Here is an 18768-nt window from a genome sequence, read left to right as displayed (position 1 = left end):
GAACGGAGCTGCCGATGGTGAGGAAGCGCGCGATCGCGTCCCGGTTCCGTGGCAGCGACCCGCTGGACGAGAGCCCTGACCACGTCCTGGTGGGCGTGGTGAGCATCCCGGAGAACGCGGAGAGCCCGTGGTGGTTGATCGGCAAGCGGGTCATCATGGCGCTCGCCGTGGTGTGTCTGGGTGTGCTGGTGGTCTACGTCGACCGCGCCGGCTACGAGGGCGGCGGCGGACCGAACGGCGAGATGACGCTGATCGACTGCTTCTACTACGCCACGGTGTCCCTCTCGACCACCGGGTACGGCGACATCACGCCGGTGACGCAGGAGGCGAGGCTGGTCAACACCCTCGTCGTGACGCCCCTGCGACTGTTGTTCCTCGTCCTGTTGGTCGGTACGACCCTGTCCGTCCTGACCGAGCAGTCCCGGCAAGCTTTCAAGATCCAGCGTTGGAGGAGTCTCGTGCGCAACCACACAGTCGTCGTGGGCTACGGCACCAAGGGGCGGTCGGCCGTCGCCGCCATGCTCGCCGACGAGATCGCGCCGGACGACATCGTGGTGGTGGACACCGACGCCCAGGCGCTCAAGTCCGCAGCGGCCCGCGGCCTCGTCACGGTCCAGGGGTCGGCGACCAGGTCCGATGTACTCAAACTCGCGGGTGTCACCAGGGCGAGCGCGGTGGTCGTGGCCACCAATTCCGACGACACGGCCGTGCTGGTGACCCTGACGGCCCGCGAACTCGCACCGAACGCCAAGATCGTCGCGACGGTACGTGAGTCAGACAACAAGCACCTGCTCAAGCAATCCGGCGCGGATTCCGTGGTGGTCTCCGCCGAGACCGCGGGGCGGTTGCTCGGGCTCGCCACCATCACCCCGACCGTCGTGGGGATGATGGAGGACCTGCTGACCCCCGACGAGGGTTTCTCGATCGCCGAACGGCGGGTCGAGGAGTCCGAGGTGGGCGGATCGCCGCGGCATCTGGCCGAACTCGTCCTGGGCGTGGTCCGGAAGGGTCAGCTCATCAAGGTCAACGAGCCCCAGGCGGATGCGCTCCAGTCGGGGGACCGGTTGCTCTACATCAGAATGGTGTCGGGCTGACCGGTGACCGGCACGGGTGGATCCTCGCTACGCTGGACCGCGCCCCTCGCTACCTGCGCAAAGGAACTCCGACCATGCCGCTGGACTTCAGTCTGGACTCCGACCCCGTCCTGTCCGTCGCGGCGCCCGACCGGGCCGCGCCGCTGAGACAGGACTCCGAGGCGCTGGAGGCGGGCTGGGCCACCGCCCGTGTGATGCGGGTCGACCGGCGCGACCGCTTCGCCTCCGAGCCCACGTCCGGCGGACGGCGCCGAATCCGCCTGGAACCGGCGGCGGACCATTCCGAGACGCTGCCGGAGACCGCCGTGTTCCTCGGGCGCACCGAGGAGGGCCGGCACATCTGGGCGCTGCCGGTCGACGAGCTGTCCGGCGACCCCGCGGTGGGCACCCTCCGGTCCGTGGGAGCCGATCTGGTGGAGGGCGACGGATCACTCGCTTCCCAGGCCGTCGCGTTGATCGGCTGGCACCGCGACACGGTCCGGGGACGCGAACCGCAGCACCACCCCCGTCGAGTCGACGCCGGATGGGCCATCACGGATCCGTTCCACGGGGGGCCCGAGTACCCGCGCACCGACCCGGCGGTGATCTGCCTGGTCCACGACGGCGGACGTCGCGTCCTGCTCGCCCGGCAACCGGTCTGGCCCGACGGGATGTACTCGCACGTCGCAGGGTTCGTCGAGGCGGGGGAGTCGCTCGAGGGCTGTGTGCGCCGCGAGGTCCGGGAAGAGGTCGGCGTGACCGTCGACCGCGTCCGCTACCTCGGCAGCCAGCCCTGGCCCTTCCCGCGCTCGCTCATGGTGGGTTTCCACGCGATCGCGGACCCGGAGGACCTGATCCTCCTCGAGGACGAGGAGATCAGCGAGGCCGCCTGGTTCGACGTCGACCAGGTCCGCGCGGCGCTGGACGGCGACGGTGACCTGTCGGTCGCCCCGGCCGTGTCGATCGCCCACGTCATGCTCCGGTCGTGGGTGACGGCCGTCGACGGCGAGGGCTGACTCAGGCGTCCGCGAGCTCGGCCAGCTTGGCCCGGACCTGCGAGGCCGGGGGATTGGTGGCCGTGGTCCCGTCCGAGTAGAGCGCGGTCGGGACGACCCGGTTGCCGTCGTTCACGCTCTCGACGAACGCCGCGGCGTCGGCGTCGGCCTCCACGTCGACCTCCGTGTATCCGATCCCCGTCTCGTCCAGCAGCTTCTTCAGTCGCGTGCAGAAGGGGCACCACGTCGTGGTGTACAGGGTGAGGGCGGCGGAATCGTCATTCGTGAGTTCGCTCATGACGAGGTCCAACGCCCGAGCCGCGGGGAATCATCCCGGGGGGAGGCCCCCGGGCGGGATGTCGGGGCCGGATGCCACGATGGGGGCGTGAGTGACATTCGGCGGCATCAGGAGGCGGCGCTCGACGGTCTGGACCCGCAGCAGCGCCGGGCCGTCCTGGCGCCGCGCGGTCCCGTCTGCATCCTCGCGGGTGCGGGGACCGGCAAGACCCGCACCATCACCCGGCGGGTCGCCCACCTGGTGACCACGGGCCACGTCCGAGGGGACCAGGTGCTGGCGGTGACATTCACCGCCCGCGCCGCCGGTGAACTCCGGATGAGGCTGGCAGGGCTCGGTGTGACGGATGCGGGGACGGGGCCGGTCCAGGCCCGGACGTTCCACTCGGCGGCGTTGCGCACCCTCTCGTTCTTCTGGCCCCGGGTCTACGGCGAGGAACCGTGGCAACTCCTCGACGGGCAGTTCCGTGCGGTCGCGCAGGCGGTGCGCAGGGTCGGGATGGACCCGTCCACCGAGACGATCCGTGACGTCCTCACCGAGATCGGATGGGCCAAGTCGAGCCTGCTCACCCCCGATACCTACGCGGAGCACGCGATCTCGTCGGGACGCGATCTCCCGGCCCCCGCGCCGGAGGTGGCCAGGGCGTTCCGCGCCTACGAGGACCTCAAGGTCTCCGGTCCGGTCCGGATGTTGGACTTCGACGACCTGCTCACGCACATGGCGGAACTGATCGAGGAGGTGCCGGCGATCGCGGAGGAGTTCCGCGACCGGTACCGCTGCTTCGTGGTGGACGAGTTCCAGGACGTCACGCCCGCCCAGCAGCGTCTGCTCACGGCCTGGCTCGGGCGGCGGGACGACCTCACGGTGGTGGGCGACGTCAACCAAACCATCTACTCCTTCGCGGGCGCGGACCCGGACTACCTGCTGGGCTTCGCGGACAGGTACCCCGAGGCGACGGTCGTCCGTCTGGAATCGGACTATCGGTCGACCCCGCAGGTCGTCGACCTGGCCAACGCGGTGATCGGGGCCGGTTCCGGGCGCTTCCGGTCGGCGGGGCTCACCCTGCGGGGCATGCGGCCGCCGGGCCCGGACCCCGTCCTCACGGAGTACCCGGATGAGGATGCGGAGGCGGAGGCGGTGGCGGGGTCCATCGCGGACCTCGTCCACGGAGGCCTCGACCCGTCGGAGATCGCCGTGCTGTACCGGGTCAACGCGCAGTCCGAACGCATCGAGGCCGCACTCGACGAGGTGGGCATCGGCTACCGGCTCAAGGGGGGCGAGGGCTTCTTCGACAGGCCGGTGATCAGACGGGCCATGTCGGCGATCGATCGGCTGGTGGACGGCACGGACGAGGCGGGGGCGGAGGCGCACTCGGCGCTCACGGACCCCACCGACCTCGTGCGGGTGATCCGCGGCGCCCTGGAGCCGCTGGGCCTGTCGGCGGCCGAACCGTCCGGCACCCAGGCCAGGGAGACGTGGGACGCGTTGACGGCGCTGGTGGGTCTGGCGGAGGAGATCGCGACCACCGAGACCCGTCCCGGACTGCTCCCGGTGGTGGCGGGTCTGCGCGCCCGGGCCTCCGCCAGGCACGCGCCCGACCAGCGAGGGGTCACCCTCGCGTCGTTCCACGCCGCCAAGGGGCTCGAGTGGGACGCGGTGTTCCTTCTGGGGGTGCACGAGGGGAGCCTGCCGATCAGCCACGCGATCAACGCCGGCCCGGACGCCATCGAGGAGGAACGTCGGCTGCTGTACGTGGGGATCACCCGGGCCAGGGAGCACCTGTCCGTCTCCTGGAGCCGGAGCCGTCGGGCCGGCGGCCGGGCGACGCGCCGACCCAGCCGATTCCTCGACCCGGTACGGCCAGCCCCGGCGCCCGCGGGGGCCCGGAGGGCGTCAGAGGCCCCGGAGAAGGGGCTGTGTCGCGGATGCGGGGAGAGGTTGACCGGGGCGATGCACCGCGCCCTGGGGCTCTGCCCGGAGTGCTCGGTGGAGGTCGATACGGGGTTGTTCGAACGGCTCCGGGACTGGCGAAAGGAGACCTCGGACCGCATCGGCAAACCCGCGTACACCGTGTTCACCAATGACACCCTGGCGCAGATCGCGCGCGAGCGACCCACGGACACCAGGGCGCTCGGGCGGATCGGCGGTATCGGCGCCCACAAGCTCGGTGAATACGGGGACGACGTCCTCCGTCTGATCAGGCAGGGCTGAGCGTCAGGCAGGGCTGAGCGCTGCTCGACCAGGCCGGGTCTCACGTCTCGTCGGGGAAGATCTCCGGCATCCACCGCTGCACGATCCGGCGATAGGGAGCGGTCGCCTCGAGCTGGCACAGGATGCCGACCGAGGCCGAGAGAACCCGGTGGATGAGGACGTACTCGCGTGGCAACGTGAACGAGCGCGACGTACGGAACTCCCGCCCGGACACATCCCCGTAGACGGCCATGATCCCCTGCAGCCACGCACGGTCGAAGTGGAATTCCGGTGAGCGCATCGGCTCGATGAACGGGCCGAGGAAGGCCATCGCGTCCGCGGGGTCCATCCCGCTGCGGCCGACGTAGCCGGATCGCGTCATCAGCGCGAGCAGGTCCTCGGCCTCCCCGGCCAGCGCCAGACGCATCATCGAGGTGAGGACGTCGGGCATGCCTTCCGGCAGCGGGAGCGCGGCCCCGAAGTCCAGCACCACGATCCGGCCGTCGTCCGCGAGGAGGAAGTTCCCGGGATGCGGGTCACCGTGCATCATCCGGGCGCGGCTGGGTGAGCAGAACTGGAACTCGGCGAGCAACTCGCCGGCCCGGTCGCGGTCCTCCTGCGTGCCCTCCGCGGCGATCCGGCCGTAAGGTCGCCCGTCCGCCCACTCCGTGACCAGCACCTTGGGGGCGGAGGCGAGCACCGCGGGAACGCGGATGAGCGGGTCGTCGCGGAAGGTCTCCGCGAATACCCGCTGGGTGTCCGCCTCCCTGCGGTAGTCGAGCTCGGAGACGGCGCTGTCGTACAGTTCGTCGATCACGCCCTTGACATCGGTCCCCGGGTTCAGCGGTCGGAGGAACGGCCCCAGGCGGCGAAGCTGCCGCAGGTCCGAGCGGAGGGCCTCGTCGGCGCCGGGGTACTGGACCTTGACCGCCACCTCGCGACCATCTGACCAGACGGCACGGTGCACCTGGCCGATCGAGGCGGCGGCCGCTGCGACTCCGTCGAAGTCGGCGAACCGGTCGCGCCACCGCAGGCCGAGCTGGGCATCGAGGACCTTCTCGACCTGCGCCGGCGGCAGCGGCGGGGCCTCGGCCTGGAGCTTGGTCAGGGCCTCGCGGAACGGCGCGGCGTACTTGTCGGGCATTCCGGCCTCGAACACGCTCAGCGCCTGGCCCACCTTCATCGCCCCGCCCTTGAGCTCCCCGAGGACGGCGAACACCTGCTCGGCGGCATGGTCGGCGAGCTCCTCGGTGAAATCGCCCTCGCCTCTGCCGAGGGCGCGCCGGCCCAGGGAGCCGGCCGCACGACCTGCGATTCCCAAGGGCAGGCCTGCGAGGCGTGCTGCTCGGCGGGATGAGGAACGGGGGAGTTCGGACACGCCTCCAATCATGACAGAGGTCGCTGCCGCGTCGCCGCTCCGCAGGTGCAGCGATCGGCCGCCGGCCACTCGAGGCGCCGCCACAGTCCCTCCGCCGGGTTGATCTCGACGGTGGCGCCGACGGTCTGGAGCGGCCGCCCGGGTTCCCGGCTGGCGGAGATCTCGGCCAGCACGAGGGCCGCCGAGGCGGTGAGCGCCGGGACCCCGGCGTCCGGGGCCCGGCCGACGAGTTGCGCGGCGACGAACGGCCACCGCGGGTCCCGCCCGGCGCGGAACATGTCGATGCACCTCAGGCACGGACTGTCCCCGGGAAGGACGGTCGGTCCCACCACCACGCGCCCGTCCCGGCAGTACACGTGGAGGTGGACCTGGCCGGAACGGGTGAGCGAGGAGGTGAGGACCGGGTCGACCGCGATGGATCCGGTGAGGATCACCAGGTCGGGTGCCGCCCCGCGGCGGTGCCAGGGCGGCCGGTCCGCGTCCAGGTCCAGCCCGGGGTTCGGGCCGGTGGTGACCCTGCACCCGTTGACCGACAGCGGCCCGCGCAACACCTCCGACACCTGGCCGGTCCCGAGGATGTGGACCCGGCGCACCGGTGACGGGCGCGGGGTCGGGTCCGGCGGGGGTGGGCCGGAGCCCGGAGTGGTGAGGTGGACGTGGCCGAACTCGGCGAGTCGGACGAGGATCCGTGCGACGGCGGGGAGGTCCCGCTCGTCGACCCCCGCCCGCGCGGCGGCCTCGTCCAGATCGGCGCCCTCCTCGAGCTCACTCAGCAGCGCGGCCAGTCCGCGGGGGCCGCACGAGGCGGGGGCGCGCACCACCACGGCACGGTCCGGGGCCAGGCCCACCTGGACCGAATCGGCGTCGCGGATCACCACGACGGTGCCCGCGCGGAGGACGGCACGGGACTGCCCGAGCGCGGCGGATGGGCCGCGGGTCGCGGCGGGCGGGGCTACGGCGGAGGTGGTGGCTGGGGTCACGGGCACATCGTGGCACGGGGAGGCCGCCCGCGGGCGCCCCGAGACGGCGGTTGTCCACAGGCCCGCGGTCTCCGCGCCGCCTGTGGAGAACCGGTGTCGGCGGGGGCGTCTACCGTGGGCGCGTGGCGCCCCCCCCCCCCCCCGCGACCCACCCGAACCCGACTCCCGACCCGTCCCCCCTGGCGGCGGCCGACCTCCCCACCAGCCCGGACGATCCCCGGATCGAGGTGCGGCGCTCGCGCCGGCGCAAGCGCACGGTGTCGGCGCGGGTCGAGGGGCAGACGGTGGTGGTCCTGATGCCGGCGGGGTTGCCCCGGGCCGAGGAGCGCCGGCTCATCTCCGACATGCTGGCCCGTCTGCGCCGTCCGAGGCGCCGGACCGGGACCGCAGCCTCGGACGAGGACCTCATGACGCGAGCGACGGCCCTGTCGTCCGCGTGGCTCGGCGGCGCGCCGCGGCCGGCGTCGGTGCGGTGGGTCCCGGCCATGACCACGCGGTGGGCGTCGTGCTCGCTGGGGTCACGGGAGATCCGGATCAGCGAGGCGCTGCGAGAGGTCCCGTCGTACGTCCTGGACTACGTCGTCCTCCACGAACTCGCGCACCTCGTCGTCCCGGGCGGCCATCCTCCCGAGTTCTGGGACGCGGTCCGGCGCTACCCGCGGACGGAGCGGGCCATGGGCTACCTGGAGGCGTACTCCCGCGTGCTCGGGGCGGGCCCGGAGGGCGGCCGGGGCGGCGGTGGGGCGGCGCGGCAGGAGGGGGCCGGCGACGAGGACGCGGGTGACCTGGTCCAGGGCGACGACGACGAGGGCGTCATCACCTGACCTCTCCGCGCCGCCCGGGCCGCGGGTCAGGCGTTCCGGTCGGGTCCGTCGGCCTCCGGTCCGTCGGCCTCTGGTCCGTCGGCCTCGGGTCCGCCGCCGCCGGCACCGCCGGCCTCCCGGAGGAACCGCTCGATCTCGTCCACCCCGGACTGTTCACCGCTGGACTCGTCCAGGAGGCGGTCGATCACGGCGGCGGGGTTCTCGAGGTCCTCGCCCACGGGGAGCAGATCCGGGTGGCTCCACAGGCCGTCGCGGCGCTCGGTGCCGACGGCCTCACCGACCCGGCGCCACAGCTCGGAGGCCTCCCGCGCCAGCCGCGGCCGCAGTTCGAGCCCCACCAGGCTGGAGAACGCCTGCTCGGCGGCGCCACCCGCGGCCCGGCGGCGCAGCCACGTCTCGCGCAGCTTGTCCGCGCTGGGGAGCCGGTCGCCCACGGCATCGGTGACCACGGCGTCGACCCAGCCCTCGACCAGGGCGAGGAGCGTCTCGAGGCGGCCGAGCGCGGCCTCGTTGACGTTGGTGACCTTGGGGCCGATCGCCCCGGCGCCGCCGGACAGCAGCTCCTGCAGCTTGGTGGGGTCCTGGAGGATTGACGGGTCGAGCCCCGCCGCGAGGTCGTCGAGGCCCGAGGTGTCGACCCGGATCCCCTTGGCGTACTCGTCGACCGTGGCCAGGATCCGCGCCCGCAACCAGGGGGCGCCGGCGAAGAGCCGCAGGTGCGCGGCCTCGCGGGCGGCGAGGAACACCACGACCTCCTGCCGCGGTAGCTCGAGCTCGTCGGCGAACGCGTCGATGGCCGACGGGCAGAGGGCGGCCACGCCGTCGTCGCCGAACGGGAGCCCGACCTCGGAGGAGAACAGCACCGCGGGGGCGAGCCTGCCGAGTCCCTGCCCGAGCTGCATCCCGAAGCCCAGGCCCCCCATCTGGTCGAGCATGCCCAGGAGGGGGCCGGCGAGTTGGCGCGCCTCCTCCGGCATGGCGCCCCTGGTGGCCGAGCTCATCTGCTCGGCCACCGGGGTGCAGACCTTCTCCCAGGTGGGAAGCGACTTCTCGACCCACTGCTGCGGCGTCCACGCCTCGGTCCGGTGCACGCCGGTGGGGAACACCGTGGTCTCGTCCAGCCACAACTCGGCCAGGCGGACGGACTCCTCGGCGGCGGTCCGCGAGGCGTCGGTGATGACGGGCGTGCGGCCGAGGGCCTGGAGGGCGATCGTCCGGGCCAGCTGGTAGTTGACGGGGCCGGAGCTGCCGGGGCCGCTCATCGCCGACCCCATCGAACCCAGCATCTGGCCGAACTGCGAGAGCATCTGCCCGAACTGGCCGAACTGGGACGGGTCGAAGCCGCCGGCCCCCCCGAATCCGCCGAAGCCGCCGGGCCCGCCGGAGTCGCCCGGTTCGCGGTCCCGGTTTTCGTCTCGACCGTCGTCGTCGGAGGCGGAGAATCCGAAGGGCTGGTTCATGCCACAACGGTACAGCCCCCACGGGCGCGCGGGCCCGGGCGTGACGTCACGGTGTGGGCACACGGACTACCCTTGCCCCGTGTCCCGACGTCTCCTGACCCTCCTCGCCGCGTTGGTCCCGGCGGTCCTGTTGTTCGTTCTCGCCACCTCGGCGACCGTCCCGCTCGTCGCCATGGGCCCGGGCCCGACGTACGACACGTTCGGCGAGGCCGAGGTGCAGGTCGAGGGCGGCGTGGAGACGGTGCCGATCATCGAGGTCCGCGGGCGGGAGGCGGACCAGACCGAGGGCACCCTCCGGATGACGACCGTCGCGGTCCGCGACCGCCTCACCCTGGCCGACGCGGTGCGGTTCTGGCTCGACCCGGTCCAGGTGGTGGTCCCCCGCGACCAGGTGTTCCCCCCGGAGCGGTCCAGGGACGAGGTCCGTGAGTCCAACGCCGCCGAGATGGTGGGGTCGGAGAACTCGGCCGAGGCCGCCGCCTACGGCTACCTCGGCATCCCCATGCAGCCCCGGGTCGAGGGCGTCGACCCCGACGGCCCGGCCGCGGGCCTGCTCCGCGTGGGGGACGTCCTCACCTCCGTCGACGGTGAGCGGGTGTCCGACGCCACGGCGGTGGTCGAGCAGGTCGGTGCCCACCGGCCCGGAGACGAGGTCCGGATCGGGTTCACGAGGGACGGGCGGGAGGAGACGACGACGACGAGGTTGGCCTCCGCCGGCCCGGACGGCGACCCCGACCAGGGCCGCCTGGGGATCCTCGTCGGGGACACCCCCGCCGACGGCACCGACGTCACCATCAACATCGACCCCGACGTGGGCGGCCCCTCGGCGGGGTTGATCCTCGCTATCGCGATCGTGGACAAGCTGGACCCGGGCAACTCGACCGGCGGCGCGAAGGTGGCCGGGTCCGGGACCATCCAGCCGGACGGGACCGTCGGCCCGATCGGCGGCGTCACCCACAAGATCCGGGCGGCCCACGAGGCGGGGGCGACCGAGTTCCTCGTCCCGGCCGGCAACTGCGCGGAGGCCGTGCAGGACCCGCCGGGCGGGATCCGGCTGATCGAGGTGGAGACCCTCGGGGGTGCGCTGGACGCCCTGGAGGTGGCCGCGACGGGGGGAGAGCCGCCGACCTGCGGGTGAGACGGCGGTTTTCCGTAAGGTGGGGCCCACGAGCTAGTCCGCCCCAGCAGTCCAGGAGCTTCCCAGGTGTCCGTCCGCCCACCCGGCAATCCCGGACGACCGATCGCGATCTCGCGACGCGGTCGAGCCGTCGCCGTCGTCGTCGTCGTCCTCATCATCCTCATCCAGGTCCTGCCGCGGCTGAACACCGCCTACACGGACTGGTTGTGGTTCGGCTCCGTCGACGCCACCAGTGTCTTCCGGACCGAACTGCTGACGCGGATCGGGCTCTTCGCGGTGGTCGCCCTCCTGGTGGGGTCCGCGGTGTCCGCGGGGATCCTGCTGGCCTTCCGCTACCGTCCCGTGTTCCTGGCCCAGCCCGGCATGCCGGACGCCCTGGCCCGGTACCGCGCGGCCGTCGGGTCGTCCCCGGCCAGGACGGTGTTCTGGGTGCCGCTGGCGCTCGCCGTGCTCACCGGGTCCATCGCACAGACCGGCTGGCAGTCCGTCCTCGCGTTCTTCAACTCGACGTCGTTCGGCCGGACCGATGCGCAGTTCGGGCTCGACATTTCCTTCTACGCCTTCGAGCTCCCCGTGTGGCGCGCGCTCGTCACCTGGCTCATGGTGGCCGTGTTCCTGGCGTTCCTCGCCAACCTCGTCACCCACTACCTCTTCGGCGGACTCCGGCCCGGTGCCCGTGAGGGTGCGCTCACCCGGGCGGCACGGATCCAGCTCCTCGGGCTGGCCGGGCTGTTCGTGCTGCTCAAGGCCGCCGCGTACTGGCTGGACCGGTACGAGTTGCTGTTCCGCGAGAACTCCACCTTCACCGGCGCGGGGTACACCGACGTCAACGCGGTCATGCCCGCCAAGATCTTCATGTTCTCGGTGGCGCTGGTGTGTGCGGCCGCCTTCTTCTCCGCGATCGTCATCAAGGACCTCCGGATCCCCGCCCTCGCGACGGTGCTCCTGCTGTTCTCCGCGCTCGTGGTGGGCTCGGCGTGGCCGCTGGCGGTGGAGCAGTTCTCCGTCAACCCCAACCGTGCCGTGAAGGAGCGGGAGTACATCGCCCGGAACATCGAGGCCACCCGCGCGGCGTACGACATCGGCGACGATCGGGTCACCTACCTCGAGAACTGGGGCTCGGCCAACCCCAACCCACGGGACGCCGCCTCGGACATCACGACCCTGTCCAACATCCGCGTGCTCGACCCCAACGTACTGGCACCGACGTTCACGCAGCAGCAGCAGTTGCGCAACTTCTACGGCTTCCCCGAGACGCTGAGCATCGACCGCTACACGATCGACGGCGAGATGCGGGACTTCCTCGTGGCCGCCCGGGAGCTCAACCCGCAGGCCCTGCAGGCCAACCAGCGCGACTGGATCAACCGCCACACCGTGTACACCCACGGGAACGGGTTCGTGGCCGCGCCGGCCAACCGCGTCAACGAGATCGCGGACGACGCGGGCTCGGACCGCGGCGGGCTCCCCAACTACCAGGTCTCGGACCTGGAGGCCATCTCCAGCGGTCAGGAGATGATGATCCCGGTGACCCAGCCGCGGATCTACTTCGGTGAGCTCATCGCGAAGTCGGACCCCGACTACGCGATCGTCGGGGACAACGGCGACGGCCCGCGCGAGTACGACACCGATGCCGAGCAGTACACCTACACCGGTGAGGGCGGGGTGCCGGTCGGGGGCTGGATCAACCGCACGGCCTACGCGCTCAAGTTCGCCGAGCGCAACATCCTGCTCTCCAGCCTCATCGGCGACGACTCCAGGATCATCTACGACCGCGACCCGCGAGACCGCGTGCAGAAGGTCGCGCCGTGGCTCACCACGGACACCAACACCTACCCGGCCGTGATCGACGGGCGGATCAAGTGGATCGTCGACGGCTACACCACGCTCAAGACGTACCCGTACGCACAGCTGAGCTCACTGGAGGCCATGACCTCGGATTCGATCAGCGCCACCGGCGGGCGGGTCCTTCCGGACGAGAAGGTCTCGTACATCCGCAACTCCGTCAAGGCCACGGTCGACGCCTACGACGGCACGGTGGACCTCTACGCCTTCGACGAGTCCGATCCCGTTCTGCAGACGTGGATGAAGGCGCTTCCCGGCATCGTCCAGCCGCGGGAGGCGATCTCCCCGGAGCTCGAGGAGCACCTCCGCTACCCGGAGGACCTGTTCAAGGTCCAGCGGGAGCTCCTGGCCAAGTACCAGGTCGACGACCCGGGTCAGTTCTTCACCAACGACGCCTTCTGGTCGGTCCCCTCCGATCCCACCATCACCTCGTCGATCCAGAACCCGCAGACCCCACCCCTCGGCGGACCGGTGACCGGGCCGGCCGGCGGTCCCGCCGCGGCCCAGACCGTCGACCGGAGCGGCCCGAGTCAACCGCCGTACTACGTGGTGGTCTCCGACCCGACCGATCCGGGCTCCGACAGGCCGTCGTTCCAGCTAATCTCGGCCTTCCGCGGGTATGAGCGCGAGTTCCTGGCCGCGCACATGTCCGCCAGCTCGGACCCGGACACCTACGGCGCCATCACGGTCCGCGTCCAGCGGCCGACCGAACCGCTCGCGCAGGGCCCCAACCAGGCGCAGGACATCATGATCGCCTCCCCGGCGATCGCCCAGGACCGGCGACTGTGGGGCGAGACCGCCGAGATCACCGAGGGTAATCTCCTCGCACTGCCGTTGGCCGACGACTCGGTGCTCTACGTCGAGCCCATCTACACCCAGCGCAAGGACCAGGAGTCGGCGTTCCCGAGGCTGCTGCGCGTGATGGTGACCTACGACAGGGCCGTGGGCTACGCGCCCACCCTGTACGAGGCTCTGCGTCAGGTGGGCATCGAGGCCGACCCGAACGTCGTGCGGATCGACGAGAGCGGGGCGGCCGAGGCCCGGGCCGGGAGCGCGGCCAAGCCGGGCGCCGCGGCGAGCGCCCCGCGCCCGTCCGCCCCGGCCGCGCCGACCACCGGAGGCGGCAGCGACGCCGACCGCGCGGCGGCCGTGCGGGCCCTCGGTGAGGCGCTGGCGGCCGTCCGCTCCGCCCAGAGCGGCGGGGGCGACCTCGCCGACCTGGGCACGGCGCTCGAGGAGCTGCAGGCTGCGGTCGACGCCTACCAGGCGCTGGGGAACTGACCCGCGATGTGAGTTGCGTCATGTTCCGGTCGATCTGCGTTCACCCGATTTGCATTCCGTTGTGAGAGGGACGTACTGTCAAAGACGCAATCGACGCGGGGTGGAGCAGCTCGGTAGCTCGCTGGGCTCATAACCCAGAGGTCGCAGGTTCAAATCCTGTCCCCGCTACCACGAAAGACCCCCTGATCAGTGGAAACACTGACCAGGGGGTCTTTTTGCGTTCGCGCCGCGGGCGGCTCCCCTCGGCCCCGCCCCGCCCCTCCGGCTTACGCTGCCCCTCCGGCTTGCGCTGCCCCTTCGGCTTGCGCTGCCCCTCCGGCGTGCGATGGCCGAATGCTCGGTTTTCGCGGGGTCGCGATGGCGGTTAGGTCCAGGGGGGCAGCGTAAGCCGGAGGGGCAGCGCAAGCGGCTCGAGCGGCTTGGGCGGGTCCCTTGTGGGGAGATGCGCGTCACATTAAAGTGGACAACTGTCTGATCAGATGTCCGTTCGACCCTAGGAGACCCTCCGTGACCACCTCTCTCGATCGCGACGCCCTGTTGATCGGCACCGAATGGCGCGCCCCCGCGACGGACGGCGTGATCGAGGTGATCAGCCCCCACACCGAGGAGGTCGTGGCCCGGGTCCCGGAGGGCTCCGTCGCCGACATCGACGCCGCCGTGGCCGCGGCCCGCGAGGCGTTCGACCACGGCCCGTGGCCCCGGATGAGCCCGGAGGAGCGCATCGAGGTGGTCGCCACCCTGTCCGCCCTGTACGCCGCGAAGCTGGACGACATGGCGACGCTGATCTCCACCGAGATGGGCTCGCCGATCTCCTTCAGCAAGCTGGCCCAGGCGCCCGCCCCGTGGATGCAGATCGAGTCGTTCCTGGCCATCGCCCGCGAGTTCCCGTGGGAGTCGGTCCGGCCGGGCGCGCTGGGCGGCGACGTGATGGTGCGCCACGAGCCCGTCGGCGTGGTCGCGGCCATCCCGCCGTGGAACGTCCCCCAGTTCACCGTCCTGTCCAAGGTCATCCCCGCCCTGTTGGCCGGGTGCACGATCGTGGTCAAGCCGGCGCCGGAGACCCCGCTCGACACGTACCTCCTCGCGGAGCTGCTGATCGAGGCGGGCGTGCCGAAGGGCGTGGTGAGCATCGTGGCCGGCGGCCGCGAGGTGGGGGAGCACCTGGTCCGCCACCCGGGCATCGACAAGGTGGCCTTCACGGGGTCCACCGCGGCGGGCCGCAAGATCGGCGCGATCTGCGGTGAGCAGCTCAAGCGGTGCTCGCTCGAACTCGGCGGCAAGTCCGCGGCGATCGTGTTGGACGACGCGGACCTGACGAGCGTGGTCGAGGGGATGAAGTTCCTCGGCGTGATGAACTCGGGCCAGGCCTGTGTGGCGCAGACCCGGATCCTGGTGAGCCGCGAGCGGCACGACGAGGTGGCCGAGGCCCTGGCCGCCGGCATCGGGTCGATGGTCGTCGGCGACCCGCTCGATCCCGCCACGGAGATCGGCCCGATGGTCGCGCGGCGGCAGCAGGAGCGCGTGTCGTCCTACATCGAGATCGGTCAGCAGGAGGGCGCCCGGCTCCTCACCGGCGGCACCGGACGGCCCGACGGGCTGGACACCGGCTGGTACGTGCGGCCGACCGTGTTCGCGGGGGTGGACAACTCCATGCGGATCGCGCAGGAGGAGATCTTCGGCCCGGTCCTGTCGGTGATCGCCTACGACGACGTCGACGACGCCGTGCGGATCGCCAACGACTCCGAGTACGGGCTGGCGGGCACGGTGTGGACCGCCGACCGCGAGGCCGGATTGGGTGTGGCCCGCCGGGTCCGCACCGGGACCTACGGCGTCAACACGTACACGATGGACTTCGCGGCCCCTTTCGGCGGCTTCAAGGCCTCCGGGGTCGGCCGGGAGTTCGGCCCCGAGGGGCTCGCGCAGTACACCGAGCTCAAGACCGTCTACCTGGGCGAGTCGGCCGCGGCCGGCGAGGGCTGACGGGGCGTGGCCGGGAACTCGGAGGGCGGGCCCGACCGCGTGCTGGAGGTGCGGGACGCCGATCGTGTCCGCACCCTCACGCTGTCCCGCCCCGGCGCGCTCAACGCGTTCAACGAGACCCTGTACGACGCGCTGACAGAGGCGCTGCGCGAGGCCGCGCGGGACCCCTCGGTCGCGGTCGTCCTTCTCACCGGACAGGGCAGGGCGTTCAGCGCGGGCACCGACCTGCTCGAGATGGGGCAACGGATCACCGACCCCGACTTCGTCCCGGGGGCGCACGGCTTCATGGGGCTGATCGACGCCCTGGCGGCGTTCGACAAGCCGCTGATCCTGGCGATCAACGGGCTCGGCCTGGGCATCGGCATGACCGTGATCGGGTTCGCCGACCTGGCCTTCATGGCCGACGACGCCCGTCTCAAGTGCCCGTTCACCAGCCTGGGGGTGGCCCCCGAGGCGGCGTCGAGCTACCTGCTGCCGAGGCTGGTGGGCCGGCAGAACGCCGCGTGGGCGCTGCTCTCGTCTGAGTGGATCTCCGCCCGCGACGCCCACGAGATGGGGTTGGTGTGGAAGCTCTGTGCCCCGGACGAGCTGCACGCGGTAGCCGGCGACCACGCCCGGCGACTGGCGAGGCTGCCCGTGTCCAGCCTGCGCGCGGTCAAGCGGACCATGATCGAGCCCCTGACCCGCCAGATCGCCGAGGCACGCGAGCGGGAGAACCGGTGCTTCGCCGACCTCATGGGCGGGCCCGCCAACGCGGAGGCGCTCGCGGCGTTCGCCGAGGGCAGGCAGCCCGACTTCACCTCGCTCCCGGACGGCGCCTGATCGGGGCGGTTCCGATCCCGCCGGCGCCCCGGTGCTCCACCATGGCGACATGACCGCCCGGCACCCGACCCCGGCACGCCCGGTAGACGTCGCGGTGATCGGGGCGGGCCAGGCGGGGCTCTCGGCCGGCTACCACCTCCGGCGCCGGGGCTTCGTGCCGGTCGACCGGGCCGGCGAGGGCGAACGGTCGTTCGTCGTGCTGGACTCGGAGGACGGCCCCGGCGGGGCGTGGCGGCACCGCTGGGCGTCGCTCACGATGAGCACCGTCAACGGGATCTTCGAGCTCCCCGGCCACCCGGTCCCAGCCGTGGACGGGAGCGCGCCCAGTCGGGAGGCCCTGCCCCGCTACTTCGCCGAGTACGAGGACAGTGTCGCGCTCGACGTCCGGCGGCCCGTCCGGGTGAGCTCCGTCCGCAGACCCGTGCCGGAGCGGGGCGACCCGGCGGGGGATCACCTCGTCGTCGTCTCCGGACCGGTCCCCGGCCGCGGCGCCGCGGCCGTCACCGGCGTCGACGACCCGCCCGGCGAGTCCGCGTCGCAGGTGTGGATCGCCGGCCACGTCGTCAACGCCACCGGGACGTGGACGCGGCCGTTCTGGCCGCACTACCCCGGCCGGCAGACCTTCCGCGGGCGCCAGGTCCACGTGCACGACTACGTCTCGGCCGACGAGTTCGCGGGGAGGCGCGTGGTGATCGTGGGCGCGGGAATCTCGGCCACGCAACTGCTGGAGGAGATCTCGCTGGTCGCGGACACGTTCTGGGTGACCCGGCGGGAGATCGAGTGGGAGACGGGGCCGGCGCCGGAGAACTTCTCCGCCGCGATCGACCGGGTGGCCGCGCGCACCGCGCAGGGCCTGCCGCCCGAGAGCGTGGTCCGGGTGACCGGGATGTTCCGCGCCCCCTGGATCGAGCGGGCCGAGGAACGTGGGGTCCTCGTGCGCCACCCCATGTTCACCCGGATCGAACCGGACGGGGTGCGGATGCCGGACGGGACGCTGGAGCAGGCCGACGTGATCCTCTGGGCGACCGGGTTCCGGCCGGCCGTGGCGCACCTCGCGCCGCTCGGGCTGCGGACCCCCGAGGGCGGCATCCGGGTGGCCGACGGGCGCGCGCTCGACGAGCCGCGGCTGTTCCTGCTCGGCTACGGCCCGTCCCAGTCGACCGTGGGAGCCAACCGGGCGGGCCGCGACGCGGTGCGGGCGATCCTCGCCGACCCGCCCGGGGGAGGGCTCAGAGGGTCCGGGAGATCAGCTCCTTCATGATCTCGTTGGTGCCGCCGTAGATCTTCTGCACGCGGGCCGAGGCGTACATCCGGGCGATGGGGTACTCGGTCATGAAGCCGTAGCCGCCGAAGACCTGGAGGCAGCGGTCGATGATCTCGCACTGCTTGTCGGTGCAGTAGTACTTGGCCATCGACGCGGTGGCCGGGTCCAGCCTGCCCTCCAGGTGCAGGCTGATGCAGTGGTCGAGCAGGGTGCGCGAGGCCAGGGCCTCGGTCTTGCACTCGGCCAGCTCGAAGCGCAGGTTCTGGAACTTGAGGATGGGCTTGCCGAACGCCTCGCGCTCCTTGGCGTAGTCGGTCGCGAGCCTCACGGCGGTCTCGGCGGCGGCCACCGCGGTGACGGCGATGATCAGCCGTTCCTGGGGGAGCTGCTGCATGAGCTGGATGAAGCCCTGACCCTCGCACTCCACGCCGCCCAGGATGTTGCCGGCGGGCACGCGCATGTCGTCGAAGAACAGCTCCATCGTGTCCTGGTACTTCAGGCCGATCTTGTCCAGCTTGCGGCCGCGGTCGAAGCCGGGCAGGTCGGTGGTCTCGGCCACCAGGAGCGAGAGGCCCTGTGCGCCCTCGCCGCCGGTGCGGGCGACGATGATGAGCAGGTCACAGTGCATGCCGTTGGAGATGAAGGTCTTGGCACCGTTGACCACCAAGTCGTCGCCGTCGCGGGCGGCGGTGGTGCGCAGCGCCTGGAGGTCGGACCCGGCGCCGGGCTCGGTCATGGCGATCGCGCCCACCATCTCGCCGCTGGCGAGCTTGAGCAGCCACCGCTGCTTCTGCTCCTCCGTGCCGTACTGGAGGATGTAGTGCGCCACGATCGTGCTGTGGACCGAGTTGCCCCAGCCGTCGTCGAGGGCGCGCGTCTGCTCCTCGGCGATCACGGCCTCGTGCGCGAACGTGCCGCCACCGCCGCCGTACTCCTCCGGGATGGAGATGCACAGCAGGCCCGCGTCTCCGGCCTTGTTCCAGAACTCGCGGTCGACGGCACCCTCCTCGGCCCAGCGCTCGAGGTTGGGGGCGGTCTCCTTCTCGAGGAACGCCCGCGTGTGCGCGCGGAGGGCGTCGAGGTCGTCGGTCATCCATGTGGAACGGTAGGGGGCGGGCTCGAACACGGGTCATCTCCAGGGGAATCGAGGTGATCTGGGCCGGTCGGCCCGTCTCAGACGCTACAATACAAGCGTATGGTCGCGAACGTCGACCGATCCGCTCACATCGCGCGTGACGCGAGAACT

Annotated in this window: 14 protein-coding genes and 1 tRNA gene; 10 read left to right on the top strand and 5 right to left on the bottom strand. The window is 71.9% G+C overall.

From position 1 onward, the window contains the following. Positions 1–14: 14 nt before the first annotated feature. Together Q0444_RS09365 and nudC are read left to right on the top strand one after the other, a co-directional pair. Positions 15–1094, top strand: a complete 1080-nt coding sequence (locus tag Q0444_RS09365) for a TrkA family potassium uptake protein (protein ID WP_291085481.1) — start codon at positions 15–17, stop codon at positions 1092–1094. Between the two features lie 74 nt (positions 1095–1168). Further along, a complete protein-coding gene (gene nudC, locus Q0444_RS09360) occupies positions 1169–2089 on the top strand; it encodes an NAD(+) diphosphatase (RefSeq protein ID WP_291085484.1) in 921 nt (306 codons plus the stop codon). A 1-nt stretch (position 2090) separates the two neighbouring features. On the opposite strand, the gene Q0444_RS09355 is transcribed toward nudC, so the two are convergent. After that, positions 2091–2366 carry a mycoredoxin gene (locus Q0444_RS09355; protein ID WP_291085487.1) on the bottom strand — a complete coding sequence of 92 codons (276 nt, stop codon included), beginning with the start codon at positions 2364–2366 and terminating at the stop codon, positions 2091–2093. Between the two features lie 87 nt (positions 2367–2453). Between Q0444_RS09355 and Q0444_RS09350 the strand changes: the two genes are divergently transcribed. Beyond that, positions 2454–4574 (top strand): ATP-dependent DNA helicase UvrD2, encoded by a 2121-nt coding sequence (locus Q0444_RS09350; protein WP_291085491.1) that lies wholly within the window; start codon positions 2454–2456, stop codon positions 4572–4574. Between the two features lie 40 nt (positions 4575–4614). On the opposite strand, the gene Q0444_RS09345 is transcribed toward Q0444_RS09350, so the two are convergent. Together Q0444_RS09345 and Q0444_RS09340 are read right to left on the bottom strand one after the other, a co-directional pair. Continuing rightward, complete coding sequence (locus Q0444_RS09345) at positions 4615–5931, bottom strand: AarF/ABC1/UbiB kinase family protein (protein ID WP_291085494.1); 1317 nt, start codon at positions 5929–5931, stop codon at positions 4615–4617. An 8-nt stretch (positions 5932–5939) separates the two neighbouring features. Next, positions 5940–6911 carry a hypothetical protein gene (locus Q0444_RS09340; protein WP_291085497.1) on the bottom strand — a complete coding sequence of 324 codons (972 nt, stop codon included), beginning with the start codon at positions 6909–6911 and terminating at the stop codon, positions 5940–5942. 122 nt (positions 6912–7033) lie between these two features. On the opposite strand from Q0444_RS09340, the gene Q0444_RS09335 reads away from it, so the two are divergent. Further along, positions 7034–7735, top strand: a complete 702-nt coding sequence (locus tag Q0444_RS09335) for a M48 family metallopeptidase (protein ID WP_299023052.1) — start codon at positions 7034–7036, stop codon at positions 7733–7735. Positions 7736–7761: 26 nt separating this feature from the next. Here the strand turns inward: Q0444_RS09335 and Q0444_RS09330 are convergent, their stop codons facing one another. Then, positions 7762–9195 carry a zinc-dependent metalloprotease gene (locus Q0444_RS09330; RefSeq protein WP_291085503.1) on the bottom strand — a complete coding sequence of 478 codons (1434 nt, stop codon included), beginning with the start codon at positions 9193–9195 and terminating at the stop codon, positions 7762–7764. Positions 9196–9274: 79 nt separating this feature from the next. On the opposite strand from Q0444_RS09330, the gene Q0444_RS09325 reads away from it, so the two are divergent. The 6 genes from Q0444_RS09325 (at position 9275) to Q0444_RS09300 (ending at position 17519) form a co-directional block, all read left to right on the top strand. Then, a complete protein-coding gene (locus Q0444_RS09325; RefSeq protein WP_291085505.1) occupies positions 9275–10333 on the top strand; it encodes a PDZ domain-containing protein in 1059 nt (352 codons plus the stop codon). 66 nt (positions 10334–10399) lie between these two features. Beyond that, positions 10400–13456, top strand: coding sequence for a UPF0182 family protein (locus tag Q0444_RS09320; protein ID WP_299023050.1), 3057 nt, complete (start codon positions 10400–10402; stop codon positions 13454–13456). A 94-nt stretch (positions 13457–13550) separates the two neighbouring features. Further along, positions 13551–13627: transfer RNA gene (locus Q0444_RS09315), tRNA-Met, on the top strand. 336 nt (positions 13628–13963) lie between these two features. Beyond that, entirely contained in the window at positions 13964–15436 is a 1473-nt protein-coding gene (locus Q0444_RS09310) for an aldehyde dehydrogenase (RefSeq protein ID WP_291082267.1), read from the top strand. Positions 15437–15442: 6 nt separating this feature from the next. Further along, complete coding sequence (locus tag Q0444_RS09305; protein WP_291082264.1) at positions 15443–16258, top strand: enoyl-CoA hydratase/isomerase family protein; 816 nt, start codon at positions 15443–15445, stop codon at positions 16256–16258. Between the two features lie 49 nt (positions 16259–16307). Beyond that, the gene (locus tag Q0444_RS09300; protein WP_291082261.1) at positions 16308–17519 is read left to right on the top strand and encodes an FAD-dependent oxidoreductase; all 1212 of its coding nucleotides are present in this window, start codon (positions 16308–16310) and stop codon (positions 17517–17519) included. Here Q0444_RS09300 and Q0444_RS09295 read toward each other — a convergent pair. Next, positions 17488–18615, bottom strand: a complete 1128-nt coding sequence (locus Q0444_RS09295) for an acyl-CoA dehydrogenase family protein (protein WP_299023048.1) — start codon at positions 18613–18615, stop codon at positions 17488–17490. The genes Q0444_RS09300 and Q0444_RS09295 overlap by 32 nt on opposite strands. Positions 18616–18768: the final 153 nt, after the last annotated feature.

The organism is uncultured Dietzia sp. (genome assembly GCF_937873725.1).
GTDB lineage: Bacteria > Actinomycetota > Actinomycetes > Mycobacteriales > Mycobacteriaceae > Dietzia.
The sequence above is the reverse complement of the archived record's forward strand: the minus strand, read 5'-3'. Positions and strand labels throughout refer to the sequence as shown.